At 42.6% G+C, this 16,633-nt stretch carries 14 protein-coding genes; 5 read left to right on the plus strand and 9 right to left on the minus strand.

Annotated features, from left to right (window positions below; genetic code table 11):
- Nucleotides 1-90: 90 nt before the first annotated feature.
- The 3 genes from B4K26_RS01150 to B4K26_RS01160 form a co-directional block, all read right to left on the minus strand.
- Nucleotides 91-510, minus strand: a complete 420-nt coding sequence (locus tag B4K26_RS01150) for a hypothetical protein (protein WP_296243048.1) — start codon at nucleotides 508-510, stop codon at nucleotides 91-93.
- A gap of 451 nt (nucleotides 511-961) precedes the next feature.
- Nucleotides 962-1,807, minus strand: coding sequence for a hypothetical protein (locus B4K26_RS01155; protein ID WP_296243049.1), 846 nt, complete (start codon nucleotides 1,805-1,807; stop codon nucleotides 962-964).
- Between the two features lie 357 nt (nucleotides 1,808-2,164).
- Nucleotides 2,165-3,463 carry a saccharopine dehydrogenase family protein gene (locus B4K26_RS01160; protein ID WP_296243050.1) on the minus strand — a complete coding sequence of 433 codons (1,299 nt, stop codon included), beginning with the start codon at nucleotides 3,461-3,463 and terminating at the stop codon, nucleotides 2,165-2,167.
- A gap of 475 nt (nucleotides 3,464-3,938) precedes the next feature.
- Between B4K26_RS01160 and B4K26_RS01165 the strand changes: the two genes are divergently transcribed.
- Nucleotides 3,939-4,094 (plus strand): DUF1328 domain-containing protein, encoded by a 156-nt coding sequence (locus tag B4K26_RS01165; protein WP_296243051.1) that lies wholly within the window; start codon nucleotides 3,939-3,941, stop codon nucleotides 4,092-4,094.
- A gap of 169 nt (nucleotides 4,095-4,263) precedes the next feature.
- Here B4K26_RS01165 and B4K26_RS01170 read toward each other — a convergent pair whose 3' ends face one another.
- Together B4K26_RS01170 and B4K26_RS01175 are read right to left on the minus strand one after the other, a co-directional pair.
- A complete protein-coding gene (locus B4K26_RS01170) occupies nucleotides 4,264-4,557 on the minus strand; it encodes a 4a-hydroxytetrahydrobiopterin dehydratase (RefSeq protein ID WP_296243052.1) in 294 nt (97 codons plus the stop codon).
- Nucleotides 4,558-4,856: 299 nt separating this feature from the next.
- Entirely contained in the window at nucleotides 4,857-5,150 is a 294-nt protein-coding gene (locus tag B4K26_RS01175) for a GNAT family N-acetyltransferase (protein ID WP_296243053.1), read from the minus strand.
- A gap of 468 nt (nucleotides 5,151-5,618) precedes the next feature.
- Here B4K26_RS01175 and ettA point away from each other — a divergent pair, with 468 nt between their 5' ends.
- Nucleotides 5,619-7,280, plus strand: a complete 1,662-nt coding sequence (gene ettA / locus B4K26_RS01180; RefSeq protein WP_296243054.1) for an energy-dependent translational throttle protein EttA — start codon at nucleotides 5,619-5,621, stop codon at nucleotides 7,278-7,280.
- Between the two features lie 96 nt (nucleotides 7,281-7,376).
- On the opposite strand, the gene plsB is transcribed toward ettA, so the two are convergent.
- The gene (plsB, locus tag B4K26_RS01185; protein WP_296243055.1) at nucleotides 7,377-10,175 is read right to left on the minus strand and encodes a glycerol-3-phosphate 1-O-acyltransferase PlsB; all 2,799 of its coding nucleotides are present in this window, start codon (nucleotides 10,173-10,175) and stop codon (nucleotides 7,377-7,379) included.
- 302 nt (nucleotides 10,176-10,477) lie between these two features.
- On the opposite strand from plsB, the gene ybaK reads away from it, so the two are divergent.
- The gene (gene ybaK, locus B4K26_RS01190; RefSeq protein WP_296243056.1) at nucleotides 10,478-10,966 is read left to right on the plus strand and encodes a Cys-tRNA(Pro) deacylase; all 489 of its coding nucleotides are present in this window, start codon (nucleotides 10,478-10,480) and stop codon (nucleotides 10,964-10,966) included.
- 165 nt (nucleotides 10,967-11,131) lie between these two features.
- A complete protein-coding gene (locus tag B4K26_RS01195) occupies nucleotides 11,132-11,503 on the plus strand; it encodes a 5-carboxymethyl-2-hydroxymuconate Delta-isomerase (protein WP_296243057.1) in 372 nt (123 codons plus the stop codon).
- Between the two features lie 46 nt (nucleotides 11,504-11,549).
- Here B4K26_RS01195 and B4K26_RS01200 read toward each other — a convergent pair whose 3' ends face one another.
- Together B4K26_RS01200 and B4K26_RS01205 are read right to left on the minus strand one after the other, a co-directional pair.
- Nucleotides 11,550-12,026 (minus strand): hypothetical protein, encoded by a 477-nt coding sequence (locus B4K26_RS01200; protein WP_296243058.1) that lies wholly within the window; start codon nucleotides 12,024-12,026, stop codon nucleotides 11,550-11,552.
- A gap of 263 nt (nucleotides 12,027-12,289) precedes the next feature.
- Complete coding sequence (locus tag B4K26_RS01205; RefSeq protein ID WP_296243059.1) at nucleotides 12,290-14,110, minus strand: acyl-CoA dehydrogenase C-terminal domain-containing protein; 1,821 nt, start codon at nucleotides 14,108-14,110, stop codon at nucleotides 12,290-12,292.
- Between the two features lie 427 nt (nucleotides 14,111-14,537).
- On the opposite strand from B4K26_RS01205, the gene B4K26_RS01210 reads away from it, so the two are divergent.
- Complete coding sequence (locus tag B4K26_RS01210) at nucleotides 14,538-15,665, plus strand: FUSC family protein (protein ID WP_296243060.1); 1,128 nt, start codon at nucleotides 14,538-14,540, stop codon at nucleotides 15,663-15,665.
- 80 nt (nucleotides 15,666-15,745) lie between these two features.
- Here B4K26_RS01210 and aroE read toward each other — a convergent pair whose 3' ends face one another.
- Nucleotides 15,746-16,597: a shikimate dehydrogenase gene (gene aroE, locus B4K26_RS01215; protein WP_296243061.1), complete on the minus strand. Its 852-nt coding sequence runs from the start codon at nucleotides 16,595-16,597 to the stop codon at nucleotides 15,746-15,748.
- Nucleotides 16,598-16,633 lie beyond the last annotated feature (36 nt).

Genomic DNA, 16,633 nt, shown 5'->3' on the forward strand with positions numbered 1-16,633 from the left:
CTGCCTTTTTAGTTTTTAATATATTAGCAGATGTTTTAGTAATAAAAAAATATTTCTAAATTTAGCCAATAAAAAATTTTGACTTATAGTTTATAAAGCTTCCAATGTCTCTGTTTCTTCTTCGGTCTCTAATACCGCTTCATCGTCTACCATGTTTTGTTGTTGCATCGCTTCTTCGGGATTTTGCACAACCGCTTGTTGCCCTTGCATGTCTTCTTGCATAGTTTCGTGAATGGCCTCTTGATCAGATTGGAGTTCATTCGTCATTGGCTGTTGACTAGCGGTATGACTAACCTTTGCTCGCTTGATCGTTTGTGTTTCGCTCACCTGAAATGGATTAGATTGATTGGCAGCTGTTACATCATTTGTATGGCTGCCTTCAGCCTCGAGAGTAGTTGCCGTTGCTGCATTTTCTGCTGCTGCGCTATCAGCAGGCGCTGCCATAGCCAAACTTGGGACAGTGAGCGCTGCGCCGATGAGTAGCGATAAAGGTAGAGTGCTTTTTTTCATTAATCCATTCCCTAATTTTCAATCTTATAGTGTCGGTTTAAGGTATTTTAAACTTGACGCTTATGTTGTGTATTGTTGTATATAACCATCTTATGGAACCAATCCATTTAGTATTTTGCATTTATATATTTAATATATCTAACATTAAACTTATAGACAAAATAAAATCATGATAACCATTGAGCGATTATCATGATTGATTTGGTTAAAGAGTCTTATGCGTTGAACGGTTTCAACGATAAAAATCTAAGAAGAGAATAACAATTAAATAAGCGTTAGTTCAGTAGTGCATAGATTAAGACCCTCACAGACCGATGTTCGTAAGTGAGTTTGTGCAACTATTGTAGTGTTATTGTCAAATTCAATAAAAAGGAAAGCAAAATATCTCTTCTGCTTTCCTCTCTAGATTTATATTTTGAGAAAATATTGTTAAAACCTAGCTATCGAAAGATTATTCAACAATCACATATTTACCCGTTTTTGGGTCAACAACACGTTGCTGATTGTTATTGTCAGGCACACGAATCACAGGAAAAGTTTGACTGATTTCTGTATCTTCCAAGACGCTGCTGTCTGCTTCTTCACCAACGATAACGGCACGATTGACGCCGTCTTCTACCGCAATTGCCGTACCGCTGGCTGTATTAACGCGCTTGATTTGGTCTTCTGGCGCAATTATGACTTCTTTTACACGGTACTTAGCAGGACGGATAACACGGGTGGTTTCGACAACGACTGGCTCCATACTACGTTCTTCAGTGATCGCTATTTCGGCGTCGGGTGCTGGCGCTTCGGTTTCTTTAGCTTCATTCATAACAGGCGTTGGGAATTTAGCGCCGAAATGGTTATCACACTGCTGCATGCTTAAACGAACTGGATTACCAGATTTGTCCATATAAACGTTGACTGGCATATCAGCAGCGATAGGCACATATTTACCTACTAATGCTCCTGAGACACCATAGCGACCATTTGACTGTCCTACCCCTAAATCACAAGCACCTGCTGAATAATCACTGGCTTTTAAATCATCGTTATTTACCACAGTTTGCGGAATCATGACCTCAGATAAGCGCATTTTTTTAATAGAAGCTTCGCCCGCCTGCATTTTTGGTTTTTGATAGGTATAAGGCGTATAAAATTTGGCTGAGCCATCTTTGACGGCCATGACGCACTCATCATAGGTATCATAACCGACGTTGCCATGATTGTCAGTCGTCATGGCGGCGTTGGCCGTACTGGCAAACATAGCAACACCTGATGTCAAAACAGCGGCTGTTAATACATTCAGTTTCATAATCATTCCCTCTTAATTATTGTTAATATTTCTCTTTGGGTTTGGTAAAGTCGGGTTTGGTGTATTTGGACGCGATAAGTAAAATCTGCGCCATAACCTTTTTTATCCTACGTGAGTTCTAGCAATATGGCTGTGACATTAGTCTGGAAATGTGTAGTTTAATGTATTGAAAAAGGGCAAATGGGCAACATCGTTTACTGAAAAAACACGTTGTTATTATTTATTAACATTTGCCTAAAAAGTCTTAGCACAGTGAGGTAAGAAATATAGACAATAAAAAACCGCCTCTTATTACCAAGAGGCGGTCATTACTACTTTATAAGAATTATGTTGCTTCTATTTTATAAATAGAGAGTTTTAACCATCGATAACTTTAAAGCTAAGGCCCGAATGCTCTTCTAAACGTGCTATTAAACTATCGCCCATTGCAGAAGCAGGAGTCCAAAAACCGCCGCCCACCTCGTCTTTGCTGATATCTTGCGCTAAGCACAATGCCGCTTGCGCTAACATGCGCGAGGTACTGCCATAACCCGGATCTTTGTCACCGGTTACTTTAGTATTAATCATATCTTTATTGGCCGTTTCGCCAAATAAGCGAATATCAAAATAGCCATTTTCTTGCTCTTCTTTAGAAGGTCCTGAGCCTGATTTAGGTAACACATGCTTAGATAGTAACTCACGGCTTGGCTTAATCATCATGGCGGTGGCAAAACCCATTAATCCTGCGCTCATCGCATAGCTTGCTAGTTTGCCTTTAACGCCATCTTTCATCCACATCGCTTCGTCATATTTAAAGTCGCGGCCATATTCGTAACCAAGCAATTGGTTACTACGATGCACGATGCGCGTGTTGATACTAGCCATGACAAAAGGCGCAAGCCAGCGCTTGTGTTCGTCATCGTATTCGGGCTTGCTGACATTGTCTTGGCGCACATTTGGCGCATCTTTGTCGTCATTGAGCAAATAAGGGTTTGCGACTTGCTTACGGCGTGATTTGTCTTGCCCGACTTCCTCAAAGATTGTGGCCATCGAGGCAATCGTGCCGCCAGATAAACCGCCTTTTGCGGCTTTCACGCGCATATGAATCACATCACACGCGTCGCCGAACTTTTCTTCCGCTTGCTGCTGGGTAAAATAAACGCCCAAATCAGAGGGAATAGAGTCAAAGCCACACGAGTTGACAATTCGGGCACCGCTTTGCTTCGCCGCATCCTGATATTTGTCCATCATATCTTTGATAAAGATAGCTTCTCCCGTGAGATCAACATAATCAGTGCCATTATGAGCGCAAGACTTAATCAGCGGCTCACCATACTTTAGGTAAGGGCCAACGGTTGAAATAATGACTTGGGCTTGCTTGGTCATCTTATCAAGGCTAGCATCATCGTTACTATCAGCAATAAGGATATCAACTTTGCTGCTAAGGTTAGACTGTAGCTCATTAAGTTTCTTCTCATCGCGCCCTGCTATTGCCCACGTGACGTTCGCGCCATTTTTGTCTTTAGCGTTCGATAAAAACTCTGTCAAATAATGCGCTGTAATCTGACCGACAAAACTGGTCGCACCATATAAAACCACTGCATATGGACGTTTTTCGTTAGCAGTCGATTGCTCACTATTTGATGGAGTGGTGTTGTTTGAGGTAGCCGTGTTCATACTTATCTTCCTTATTAAGTAGTGGTTATTGATAAATTGCCATTGTCATTAAATTGTTATTAAGCAGCTATGGTCGTTAAATATCTATTTCTATACAGCTGGGGTAAAACCGTTAATAAACGTAGAGCAAGCTATTTTGGTTTATAGCAGATGTTGTCATAAAAATAACAGAGTTTAAGTAACTATTCACTATCTCTACACATAAGTCTTGAAAAGCCAAGTAAAAACTTAAGAATGGTAAGATTTGCTACAAAGTTTACATAACCTATCGACATTATTACCAAAATGAACGTTCTTTAGAGAAAATCATTGCTAATCTATATTCGTACGCCGTAATAAGTTGTATCAAAACAAAAAGAAAATTTTCAGGAAGAAAAGAGCGCAGTGGTAAAACGGTTGATTGATAAGAAGTTCATGAATAACCAAACTGCTAGCTGTATATCTAGTTTCTAACCATAATTTGAGGAGAATTATTATGTTCCGTTGGGCTATTATTTTTGCCGTAATCGCATTAATCGCAAGTTTATTCGGATTTGGCGGTATCGCTGGATTGTCTGCAAACTTTGCTTATATCTTGTTAGCAATCGCGGTCATTCTATTCATTGTCGCATTTGTTAGTCGCCGTATGTAATAGCGAACAATGACTGCTTAGATTTTAAGCGTTCAGTACAATAATAAAAAAGTCCTCAATAGAGGACTTTTTTTGTGGCTAAATTTTTCTATTTCTAATAGTTGTCATCAATACAAAGTCCAGTATTAAAATACAGAGCCCAGTATTAAATGTGAGAAGACTATTAATATTAGAAAGTTTTAGGTTGGATGATATGTTCCATGCGCCTGGCTAAGCGAATATCAAGGCTAGTAATACCGCCGGTATCGTGAGTGGTTAGGCGCACATTAACAACGTTATAAATATTACTCCATTCAGGATGATGCTCGAGCGCCTCAGCATGAAAGGCCGCTTGATTCATAAAACTCATGGCTTCGACAAAATCGCTAAAATGGTAGCTTTTAACGATACTGTTACCATCGCGCTGCCAGCCAGCCAAGTCTTCTAATTGTAAGTCGATTTGTTTGTCAGATAAACTACTCATGGCAATATCCTTTATTATTATTATTAGAGGAGGGTATAAGGTTTTAGGTTTGCTGTTTATATTTTATCCTGTCTACTTCATATTACATAAGGTGATGAGGTACAACTGAGAAAATATAAACAGCAATATAGGACAGAAAACCCACCTATCACTGATTTCTTATTATATGGTTGCGAGCAAAAATATAATGAAGAGCATCAGATAAATAGGAGGGTAGTAACACGTATTAGAGTTTAGAATATAATTTTTAGTATGGCTTTTATAGCATAGTTGCTGTCATAAGGCCTTACTTATTGCGCCTAAAGCAAATTTTGGAATTCAGGGTGCTTATCAATATACGAGGCGACAAACGAACATTGCGGTACCACTTTTTTGTTATTATCTTGCGCGTATTTTAATGCATGTTTGACTAACGCTGATCCGATACCGCGGCCCTCTAGCGCTCGCGGGACAATAGTGTGATCGTAGACCAGTTTATCACCGCGCTCTTGGTAGCTGATATAACCAGTTTGCCCGTTGATTGAGGCTTCAAATCGCTTGGCTTGTTCGTCATGCACAATATTTATATCGGGTTTAGTATTGTCATTACTCATAAAAAATCTCCCTGATTAGTATTTATAATTATCTATAACTATGGATTAGGTATCTATGAATGAGATATTTATCTATATATCTGCATCTGACTGATAATCAATAGCTTATGCTACTTATTGTCAGCTTTTTTAGATGAAGTTTCTAGGCGTTTACCGTAAGACTAGATAGGATGAATGTTACTAGCCTCATTTTCCACCAACATGGCTGCAAAGGTTTGTAATTTAAGATCTTATAATAGAGATTTGAGCATAGAGGGTCGATAAAACAGCATCCTGAAAACGGAAAACCGCTAAAAAACGCTAAAAGGTGCAAAACGACAGGTAAAACAGCCTGTTAGCTTGCAGGGTATGCGCCACAATGCGATAATGGTAGACAATTTATAACCCTGATTTTTGAGGCGAAGTCCATTTAGCATAATTGCTGAGTATGGTTTGTAGGCCTCGTCTATGCAGTCTATCGGAGTGTTAATGGCTCAATATATCTACACGATGAACAACGTGTCAAAACTTGTTCCACCAAAGCGTGAAATTTTAAAAAATATTAACCTATCGTTTTTCCCTGGCGCTAAAATTGGTGTGCTTGGTATCAATGGTTCAGGTAAATCAACCTTGCTACGCATTATGGCGGGCGTAGATAAAGATTTTAGCGGTGAAGCGCGCGCGCAGACAGGTACCAAGGTTGGTTATTTGCCGCAGGAACCCCAGCTTGACGACAGCAAAGATGTCCGCGGCAACGTTGAAGACGGTATGCGTGAGGCGTTAGATGCGCTTGCTCGTCTCGATGCCATTTATGCTGAATATGCTGAGCCTGATGCTGACTTTGATAAGCTTGCCGAAGAACAAGGCAAAATGGAAGACATCATTCAAGCATGGGATGCTCATAACTTGAATACTCAACTAGAAAAAGCCGCTGATGCGCTACGTCTACCGCCATGGGATGCGGACGTTAGCAAATTATCGGGTGGTGAAAAACGCCGTGTGGCCTTGTGTCGTTTGTTGTTGTCACGTCCCGATATGCTATTACTCGACGAACCAACCAACCATTTAGACGCTGAGTCGGTCGCCTGGCTTGAGCAGTTCTTGCAGAACTATAGCGGTACCATTGTTGCCATTACCCATGACCGTTATTTCTTAGATAACGTCGCGCAGTGGATTTTGGAGCTAGACCGTGGCCATGGCTATCCGTATGAAGGCAACTATACTGAGTGGCTTGAGCAAAAAAACAACCGTCTAGAGCAGCAGAATAAGCAAGAAGAATCCTTTGCTAAAGCGCTGAAAAAAGAGCTTGAGTGGATTCGTAAAAACCAAAAAGGTCAGCAGGCCAAGTCTAAATCTCGCGTTCAGCGTTTTGAAGAATTAAACTCTCAAGAATTCCAAAAGCGTAATGAGACCTCTGAAATTTACATTCCACCTGGCCCACGTTTAGGTAATAAAGTCATCGAAGTCAACGATATCTCCAAATCATTTGGCGATCGTTTACTCTATGAGAACCTCAGCTTTAACGTGCCCGCTGGCGCTATCGTCGGAATCATTGGTCCAAATGGTGCGGGTAAAACCACGCTATTTAACATGATTACCGAACGCGATACACCTGATACAGGCTCGGTCGATTTGGGTGAAAGTGTCAAAGTCGCTTATGTTGGTCAGGTTCGTGACAATTTAGATGATAACAAAACCGTTTGGGAAGAAGTATCTGACGGCTTAGATATCATCACGGTTGGCGACTATACGACGCCAAGTCGCGCTTATATTGGCCGCTTTAACTTTAAAGGCTCAGATCAACAAAAGCACGTCGGTCAGTTATCTGGTGGTGAGCGTAATCGCTTGCAACTTGCTAAGACCTTAAAGCAGGGTGCGAACGTCTTGCTTCTTGATGAACCCTCAAACGATTTGGATATCGAAACCTTACGTGCGCTAGAGGACGCAATTCAAGTATTCCCAGGAACGGTAATGGTGGTCTCGCATGATCGCTGGTTCCTTGACCGTATTGCAACTCATATTTTGGCATTCGAAGAGGAAAGCCCAATTTGGTTCGATGGTAACTACTCTGAGTTTGAAACTTATCGTAAAAAGACCATGGGTGATGACGCCAGTCCTAAGCGTATGAAGTATAAAAAGATTTCTACCTAAAATACTTATGTGTAGTTATCATTTTTAACCAATAAAAAGACCTCTAATTGTTAGAGGTCTTTTTTTATATTTACCGTTTACGCTGCTTTGCGTTTACTAACGCTTGAGGCCAAATTTACGCTGCTTTTTATTGCTAATTTCAGTGATTGCGTGGGCAATCTCTTCTTCATTAAGACTGGCGACTTGCTGCAAAATTTGCATCATATCGGGACTCAATACATATTTAGCATAGTGGGCAATATTATCGATGCGCTGATCAAAGGTTAATATTCCCGTTTCTTCCTCTTTTTGCAGATAATCGAGGCGAGTCAACGCACTGATAAAGCTAGTAAATAGCGCACGATCAAAGAAGTCAGGAATGTCGTCGGCATACAGAACTGACAAACGCTGACCAAGCAAATGACAAAGGTCAACGACTTCACTTTCAGTTAAATTGCCCGAGCCTTGCTGAGCAAGTAGCGCAAGGGTCATAAAGTAACGCTCAAGACTTTGTTCAACAGGGGTGGCCAGCACTTGTAGCTGCTGATAACATTTACTATTGGTTTCAGGAACGCTCAGCATTCCGTTATCCAATTCAACAATTAACCCATTTGCAAGCAAACTATCGACTTTCTTGTTAAGGGTATCTTTCAGGCTATGCGCTGAATAATATAAAAACAGCTCGCTTTGAAGGAAGGGATATAACTGCTCAGCAATACTGTTCAGTCGACTGCGTTCGATGCGACCGTTACGCGCCACTAAAGCAGCTAAGAAAGATAATAAAATAAAGACGTGCAGGATATTGTTTCGGAAATAGCTCAGCAGTGCCGCTTGTTTACCAGCAACTTGAATAATATCACCCAAGATATGCGGTATGCGTTCGATGAGCTTTAGCTTAATACCATAATCAATAATTTGCTGCGGCGTCATATCGGTGATAATCGTATCATCAGAGTAGGGCAAATACTGAGCCAGGCCTTGGTAAAGGGCGATTTGCTCACGGCAAATGTCTTCGTCAAGCGCTGCTTTTGGAGCGGACAATAATACCAATGATAGGAGCGACACAGGGGTGATAACCGCTGCTTTATTGATGTGCTGCATGACTTTGACGCCGACATTATCAACCATGGCGCTGGTTTTATCATCGAGTGGCGTATCGGTGCGATCCGCAGGTAAGCTATTAGCAGGCACCTCAAATTTTTGCATAAAGTCGCTAAGATGTAGCGGTGTACCAAAGCTTAAATGCACGTTACCAAAAATACGCTCAATCTTACGCCCAACTTTGAGTAAACCGATTAACGATTCTGACTCTTTTGGCTTACCTTTTAGCTCACCCACATAGGTACCGCCTTCCATGATACGCTCGTAACCGATATAGGTCGGAATGAACACCACAGGTTTATTAGTGTGGCGTAATTGGCTGTGTACCGTCATTGCCAACATTCCCATCTTGGGTGGCAAGAGCCGCCCTGAGCGTGAGCGCCCACCTTCGATAAAGTACTCAATCGGTGTGTTACGGGTAATTAGTGTGTGCATATATTCGCGTAATACTGCGGTATATAACGCATTACCGCGGAAACTGCGGCGAATATAAAAAGCAACGGCGCCGCGCAATAGTGGTCCTAATACTGGCACATCTAAGTTGTCACCAGCAGCAACATAAGGAATGCTTAAGCCGCGCTTGTAGATAACGTAAGACAGCAGTAGGTAGTCGACATGACTGCGATGGCAAGGCACATAAATCAGCTCATAATCAGCCGCCAACTCGCGCACGCGCTCAAAATGATGCACCTCTACGCCATCATAAAGCTGCGTCCATAGCCACGTCAAAAATTTGTAAAAACCACGAATGATAGAATAGGAGTAATCATTGACCATTTCATTGGCATAGCCTTTGGCCAATAAGCGCGCTTCACGAACACTAGTGCCTGACTCTACGGCTTCTGTCTCTATTGCGTGTTTGATAGCGGGCGAATAAACCAATTTGTCGACCAAGTTACGTCTGTCCGACAAATCTGGTCCGAGCATACTGGCACGCTGTTTATCTAAATAAATATTAAGCTGCTGTTGTAACGACCGTACTAGCTCGCGGTTGCCATCAGCTGATACAACCATTGCATAGCTTGGTGCTGCGTCGCTTGGTACGGTGACGCTTAGTGTGGTATCGTTTGTGCCGTTAGGACTGCTATCTAACGCAGTGCTGATGGTTGACTCCGTCGCTACCGAATCAAAGACAGAAAATCCTTCGTTATCGCCTTTTAGGCTGTCGTTAATAAGAGTACGCAAATCTTGCGGCGGATGAAATTGAACAAAGGTATCACGTCCCATAACGCCGATATTAAATAACTGCTTAGTAATACTTGGATCTTCCCAGTTATCGGCGGTCAAGAGCTTAAATAACGAATCTTCTTTTTCTGGCGCGCGCCCCCAAAGAATTGTTACGGGCACCAATCGCACTTTTAATTCTGGATGTTGTAAGACCGCAGAAACTAAGCGCGACAGGCGAGGGGAGAGCTGGCTGTCTTTGGCATGGGGATGATGCAAAAATATAATGGCCGCATTTTCTTTAACATCGTGGGCAATATCTTGTACCCCGACCAATGCCGGCGGCAGGTTGTGGGCTTGCGTTTGCAGATCAATCAAAATACTGTTGGAGCGCGAATAATCTTGTAGCACATAGAATCTGAGGACGTTGTCGTCATCATCGAATTCGGGCAACTCGCCTAGTAGTTTTGGTTTAACTGCCACATCAAGCATTTGCCCCGAAAGCTTACGATACAGCTGGTTAATCGGCGCATTAGAATACGGCTTTGCCACAGCCGCATCGTTAGCGGTGTCTAACTCTCTCGTTGCTGCTGAACTGCTGGTCGCTACGGACGCTTTAAAAATCCGTTTTTTTAAGAACTTCGGTATCATAATCAGTATCAAAATTAGTCAAATATGGTGAGCTTATGATGCCATAAAAGCCGTCAAAGCGATATATTGAGTCTGTATATACTATCAATATTAACAATATCACAGAAGAATATATCAGATAAGATGGCAGTTTTGAGGCACAAGTTTTTAAAGTCAAAGATAGAAAAAACGCGGTTTCGCATGCTGCGATATTCATGATATTGTAATGAGATTAAATCAGTATCAAGGTTAAATCAGAAAAATTATATTCAAATTTATATGAAATTTTATTCCTTAACTTTATCTACCGAAGCCAAAACATTATGACTCCTGCTATTAAACTTGCTAAACAACGCAACCTTGATTATCAGTTGCATGAATATACTCACGACAGTAACGCCGCGTCTTTTGGTCTGGAAGCAGCTGAAAAACTGGCGATTTCTGCCGAGCGTGTTTTTAAAACCCTAGTGGTCATGGCCGAAGCTGGCGCGCTTGCGGTGGCGATTTTGCCCGTCGATAAAACCCTAAACTTTAAAAAAATGGCCAAAGCTCTATCGACTCACAATATGTTGACCTGTAAAAAAGTGCAAATGGCCGATCCCAATCAAGTCGAGCGTAGTACAGGCTACGTGCTCGGCGGTGTCAGTCCATTGGGACAAAAAAAGCGCTTGCCGACGCTCATACATGTCTCCGCGCAAGCGCAAGTGACTATCTACGTGAGTGGTGGTCGCCGTGGTTTAGAGATTGAGTTGCCACCTGAGCAATTGGCGACCACGCTTGCTGCGCGTTTTGCGGACATTATTGATGATTAATGGTTAAGCTGAAATATACACGCAGTGTGATTTGTGCTTTTTTATTTCCTCTTATTTTTCATTTCTCCTTAATAGTAACTGCGCTCAATATCAACTATTTACTATCAACTATTTACTATCAACGTTTACTTTCAGATTTGGTATTTTTTAATAAGGATTTTAGCCATGCCGCATTTAACCATTCAAGTGACGCCCAACGTCATGATTGCTCATGAAGAATCATTTTTAAAGGTATTAAATCAAGCGCTATGGGACAGTGGGCACTTTGGTAAGCCTGCCGACATTAAAGCACGCATTGTTCCGATTGAGACGTTTTTGGTCGGGGTTACAGACGACGAGCAACGCAACGGCTTTGTTTATGCCCATCTAAAAATTATGATCGGCCGTGACGAGGTCATTCGTCATCAGCTCGCTGAACTCCTGACAGCTACCATAGAAGAGAGATTAAGTGAACAGCAATCAGGGCGCGCAGATGTACAGATATGTGTTGAGGTAGAAGAAATCAGCGCAATTTATCATAAAAAAATGCTTAATTGACCTTTAGCCTTCATTACTTACAACCTAAGCCACGATTGCTGACAACCTATTTATTTTCGCATAATGCTTTACTGGCATATTTGGGTAATATCACTACTTCTGCCTTATAACCAGCAGTTTTACCGTGAGTTGCCATCAAATTGCGCGCGATACGTAAGCGATATTCACCAGTTGCTGGCAAACAGCCTTGATAAATAATACCGCCTTTGGTGCCATCTTGTGTGCCGTTTGGCATGTGCAGTACGCCGGTATTGGCAGTCTCAGGCGTGCCAGCCAATGGCGCAATATTAATAATGGCATATTGTGAAGCGGCGGCATCAAAACGATACCAATGCTCATCTTCATTAGGTTTTAATTTGCCAGTAACGGTACTACTAACAGCGCCTTTGGCAAAATGAATAGTGGTATCGCTACTCTTAGCAATCGCACTATTGGCACCAACACTTAACAATGTGGCACTAAGAAGTAGCGCTTTTACCATTCGTGTGCTTGATAAAGGGTTTTTATTATTAATGGAAAACATCATTGTCTCCTAACTGATATTGTTATCTATTTGCTATAATCAATTCAATTCAAATCGATATAAAGTGTTGTTGGGATAAATTTTTTGTGGCTTCTGTCACGCTTGCGAACAGCAAGTAAGAAAAATTTATACCGAAGCATGAAAATATTAACGTATCGATCTTATTTTAAATTGAGGACACGCTCTAGTTAAACATAAAAAAGCGCCTAATGAATAGGCGCTTTTCTTATCGATGATGATGATTACTTAATGCTTCTGTAATCTTAGTCTAAAAACGCAAAGTTATCGATTTCCATTGCTGTCATGCTTTCGCTTGGAGCAACCATACTTTCAGCATGACCTGACGTACGTGGTAAGATTTTATCGAAATAAAACTCTGCGGTTTGAATCTTAGCTTTGTAGAATTCTGGAGATTCAGTACCGCCGTTTTTAAGCTTGTCATAAGCGACAGCCGCCATTCGCGCCCAATGATACCCCATCATTACGTAGCCTGAGTACATCAAGAAATCATCCGATGCAGCAGAGATGATTTCACGGTCTTTACGCGCCATTAGCATCAAGCGCACGGTCAAGGTGTTCCACTCAGCGCATAGTTTGGTCAGAGCCCAAACGAATTTACGCATGTCTTTGTCAAGCGCATATTCGCCGCACCATTTCATGATGCTTGAGGTGTAATCACGGATGATTTTACCTTTAGATTGCAAGATAACTTTACGACCTAGTAAATCAAGCGCTTGAACGCCAGTGGTACCTTCGTACATAGTGGCAATTCGAGCATCACGGGCGATAAGCTCCATGCCCCATTCTTTGATATAGCCGTGACCGCCGTAAACCTGCTGACCGTGTTTGGCCGCTTCGATACCAAGCTCCGTTAAGAAGCCTTTTAGGATAGGCGTATAAAAGCCCAATTTATCATCCCATTTTTCAAACTCGGCTTCATCACCGTTGACAACGCCTTGTGACATTTTGTCGGCATAGCGTGCTGAGTGATATATCATCGAACGCCCACCTTCAGCAAAGGCTTTTTGGGTCAAGAGCATACGGCGTACGTCGGCATGATGAATGATGGCATCAGCGACTTTTTCAGGGTCTTTGGTTCCTGACAAGGTACGCATAGAACGACGGTCTTTGGCGTATGGTAGCGCGTTTTGGAAAGACAGCTCAGTGTGCGCCAACCCTTGGATACCCGTACCGATACGCGCGGTGTTCATAAAGGTGAACATCGCTTTTAAGCCTTTGTTTGGCTCACCGATAAGGAAACCTGTCGCATCATCAAAGTTTAAAACACAGGTCGAAGATGAGCTGATGCCCATTTTATGTTCAATAGAACCACAAACCACGCCGTTACGCTCGCCAGACTCGCCTTCAGCATTTGGCAAGAATTTTGGAACGATAAATAGTGAAATACCGCGCGTGCCTTCTGGCGCATTTGGTAGGCGGGCCAAAACGATATGCACGATATTATCAGTGAGGTCATGCTCACCGCTTGAGATGAAAATCTTGGTACCGCTAATTTTATAAGTACCGTCATCTTGCGGAATGGCTTTTGATTTTACTTGTCCCAAATCGGTACCACACTGCGGCTCAGTCAAACACATGGTGCCCGACCAAGTGCCTTCAACCAATTTAGGTAAGTAAGTCGCTTTTTGCTCGTCTGTACCGTACTGTAATAAGGTGTTGATACAACCAGTTGATAGACCAGGATACATCGCCCATGGCCAGTTAGCCGTACCAATCATCTCGGCTTTGATGAGGTTGATTGACATTGGTAAGTTCATACCGCCGTACTCTTCAGGGTAAGAAATCCCTTGCCAGCCGCCTTCGACAAATTGATCGTAAGCTTCTTTAAAGCCTTTGGGCGTGGTGACCTCACCATTTTCAAAATGACAGCCTTCCGCGTCTGCTGGCTGATAGATAGGAGATAGGACATTTTCGGCAAAATCAGCCATGCCTTGCAGAATCATATCGACGGTTTCAGGATCAGCGTTTTCGCCATTATCTAGGCTTTTATAGTGCGTTTGATAGTCAAAAACATCATTTATCAAAAACTTGATATCACGTAAAGGTGCTTTATAAGTTAACATAGTCGCTCTCATTGGTTATTCGTTAGCATAGACTGTCGGCTCAGTAGTTGAGCCACGGTTCATGAAAACGGGTGTTTAATTATTTGGGACAAAGGTAGACAATATCACAGGTCGGCATTTAGGTTTATTAAGAACAGCTTGTCCATTTTGATAACCGTTAAGGCGTCCTTGATAAGAAACAGCTGTTGTGGCATTAAGGTCAGTATAAATCTTCTATAACCACAAATATACAACTAATAACTAATATTCATTATATATTAAAAAAAACAAAAAATTAAGTTATAAGAGTAAAGAGTAGGTAATGATGAATGGACGTTTATAAGCCGTTTTTTAGTATAGATAGTTTTAGTATAGATAGCGGCGTAATTGCAAAACAACCAGTAAATGTATGGTTTACGTGCACGCACGAGATAAAGGAAAGCCAACTATGAGCGCATCAAAGCGCAAGGTAGCGCGAGCATCTTGGCCAACAGCATTATTTGCTCGCTTAAAAAGTCTCATCGATGGTGAGCTAAAACACCTATTCACCATCAATCGCAGCAAGCGACCGTGGCATATGCCGATTATCGCCGCCATTACGATTAGCTTTCCCGTGTTTGTCGGTGCTTACTTTGATGCTTTGCCGTCCGGTATCAAAGCGTCATTAGGGGCGATGGTTATTTTAAATACTCCTTTTGTAGGTAAACTACCGTATCGGTTGGTGACGGTGATGGCGTGGGGTTTTGCTATGTCGCTGTGCTTTGCCCTTGGTTTGATGACGCAGCAAATCCCCATGTTAAAACTGCCAATATTTACGTTAATGGCCTTTGGTATCGTGATATTTGGGCGTTATTACCGCCAGCCACCACCAGCAGGCTTGTTTGTGATGATGGCCGGTGCGATTGCGTTATTTATTCCGCTGCCACTAGAAGACATCATGCCCGCCACGGGTCTGGTGATGCTTGGTAGCGGCTTTGCTTTGGTGATGGCGCTACTGTATTCGCTGTTTTTATTAGCGACACGACCATCGACGCCGACGCCGTCCTATAGCTATGAGCCTGATACCATTACAGAAAGTGTGATTGTCGCGGGTTTTGTCAGTTTAGCCTTACTAATTGCGGTTACTTTACAACTAACGAACCCATACTGGGCGGCGGTCAGCTGCTTTTTAATTATCCAAGGTATTCATTTGCGAACCATGTGGATTAAACAAATACATCGTTTGCTTGGGACGATATTAGGCATGGGGCTGGCGAGCTGGATGTTAGCGTGGGGCTTACCGATTTGGGGTGTGGCGCTGGCCATACTGGGCTTGATGCTCTGTATCGAGACCTTGGTCGACCGCCATTATGGAATGGCGGTGATATTTATCACCCCGCTGACGATATTTATTGCTGAATACGGTAGTGGTTTACCGCTTACTGAACAAGCTTATCAAGAAGTTATCCTTACGCGCTTGTTTGATACTGCGATTGGTTGCTTGGTAGGGCTAGGCGGCGGGGTAGTGATACATTCAACCAATTTACGTGTGCCGCTACGCAAGTTGGAAAATCGGTTACTGGCGCGTTTTGGTTAATTTAGCTAGAAAACAAACAGCCGTAAGAGTCACATTCATACGGCTATTTTAATCGCGGTTTTGTTATTTATTCAATACGTTTATAAAGCATCAGTGATCACTGCAACATCAATCGCATGACCTGTCCAACGCTCAAAACTTAATGCCGCCTGTCCAATAAGCATGCCATAACCATCTGATACTTGGGCGCCACGGGCGGCAAAGTGCTGCAAAAATGGCAGATTGCGACCATACATCATATCGTAAGCATAATGGCCGTCTAGCTGGTCGCTCAGCGGTAGCGTAGCGCCTGATAGACCAATAGACGTGGCATTGATAATGATATCAAATTCACCTTCTAATTCCTCTGTGGTACAAGTTTTAATCTGCTGCTGAGCAATTATTTCACTCGCTGCGCTAAGCTCGCTGACTAAGTCTTTTGCCTTGCTCACTGTGCGATTGGCAAGGGTGAGCTCTGCGATACCCGCTTCAATGAATGGCAAAATCACACCGCGCGCCGCGCCGCCTGCACCGATAATGGCCACGCGTGCGTCCTTTAAAGGCCAGCCTAAACTTGTCATGTGATTGACCAAACCTTGCCCATCAGTATTATCGCCATATATCGCCTCGGCTATCGGTATACCATTTTTTAATAGCGCTTTATTTAACAGCAATGTATTGACGGCGCCTGCGACTTTGGCGTGCTCGGACAAGCCGCCACGCGCTACGCAGCACTCATAAGCAACTTGTTTAAAGGGGACGGTTACATTGGCACCAACGCCGCCACCTTTAAAAAAAGCTTCAATCACCGCGGTAAAACTGGCTGCATCATCTGGGCAATACTGGCGCTGATAGTTAATCTCAACGCCAGTCTGTGCCGCAAATAGCGAATGGATTTCAGGGGATTTACTATGGGCAATCGGATTGCCAATAACGATAAAATGCTGGATCATAAAGGGTCCGCTGGTTATAAATATGAGAATAGAGAC

Origin of the sequence: Psychrobacter sp. UBA6766 (assembly GCF_002453355.1) — a bacterium.
Taxonomy (GTDB): domain Bacteria; phylum Pseudomonadota; class Gammaproteobacteria; order Pseudomonadales; family Moraxellaceae; genus Psychrobacter.

Coding starts and splice junctions, on each gene's coding strand:
- aroE (WP_296243061.1), bottom strand. CDS start 16,597: ATGATCCAGCATTTTATCGTTATTGGCAATCCGATTGCCCATAGTAAA.
- B4K26_RS01200 (WP_296243058.1), bottom strand. CDS start 12,026: ATGTTTTCCATTAATAATAAAAACCCTTTATCAAGCACACGAATGGTA.
- B4K26_RS01170 (WP_296243052.1), bottom strand. CDS start 4,557: ATGAGTAGTTTATCTGACAAACAAATCGACTTACAATTAGAAGACTTG.
- B4K26_RS01195 (WP_296243057.1), top strand. CDS start 11,132: ATGCCGCATTTAACCATTCAAGTGACGCCCAACGTCATGATTGCTCAT.
- B4K26_RS01165 (WP_296243051.1), top strand. CDS start 3,939: ATGTTCCGTTGGGCTATTATTTTTGCCGTAATCGCATTAATCGCAAGT.
- plsB (WP_296243055.1), bottom strand. CDS start 10,175: ATGATACCGAAGTTCTTAAAAAAACGGATTTTTAAAGCGTCCGTAGCG.
- B4K26_RS01205 (WP_296243059.1), bottom strand. CDS start 14,110: ATGTTAACTTATAAAGCACCTTTACGTGATATCAAGTTTTTGATAAAT.
- ybaK (WP_296243056.1), top strand. CDS start 10,478: ATGACTCCTGCTATTAAACTTGCTAAACAACGCAACCTTGATTATCAG.
- B4K26_RS01210 (WP_296243060.1), top strand. CDS start 14,538: ATGAGCGCATCAAAGCGCAAGGTAGCGCGAGCATCTTGGCCAACAGCA.
- B4K26_RS01150 (WP_296243048.1), bottom strand. CDS start 510: ATGAAAAAAAGCACTCTACCTTTATCGCTACTCATCGGCGCAGCGCTC.
- B4K26_RS01160 (WP_296243050.1), bottom strand. CDS start 3,463: ATGAACACGGCTACCTCAAACAACACCACTCCATCAAATAGTGAGCAA.
- B4K26_RS01155 (WP_296243049.1), bottom strand. CDS start 1,807: ATGAAACTGAATGTATTAACAGCCGCTGTTTTGACATCAGGTGTTGCT.
- B4K26_RS01175 (WP_296243053.1), bottom strand. CDS start 5,150: ATGAGTAATGACAATACTAAACCCGATATAAATATTGTGCATGACGAA.
- ettA (WP_296243054.1), top strand. CDS start 5,619: ATGGCTCAATATATCTACACGATGAACAACGTGTCAAAACTTGTTCCA.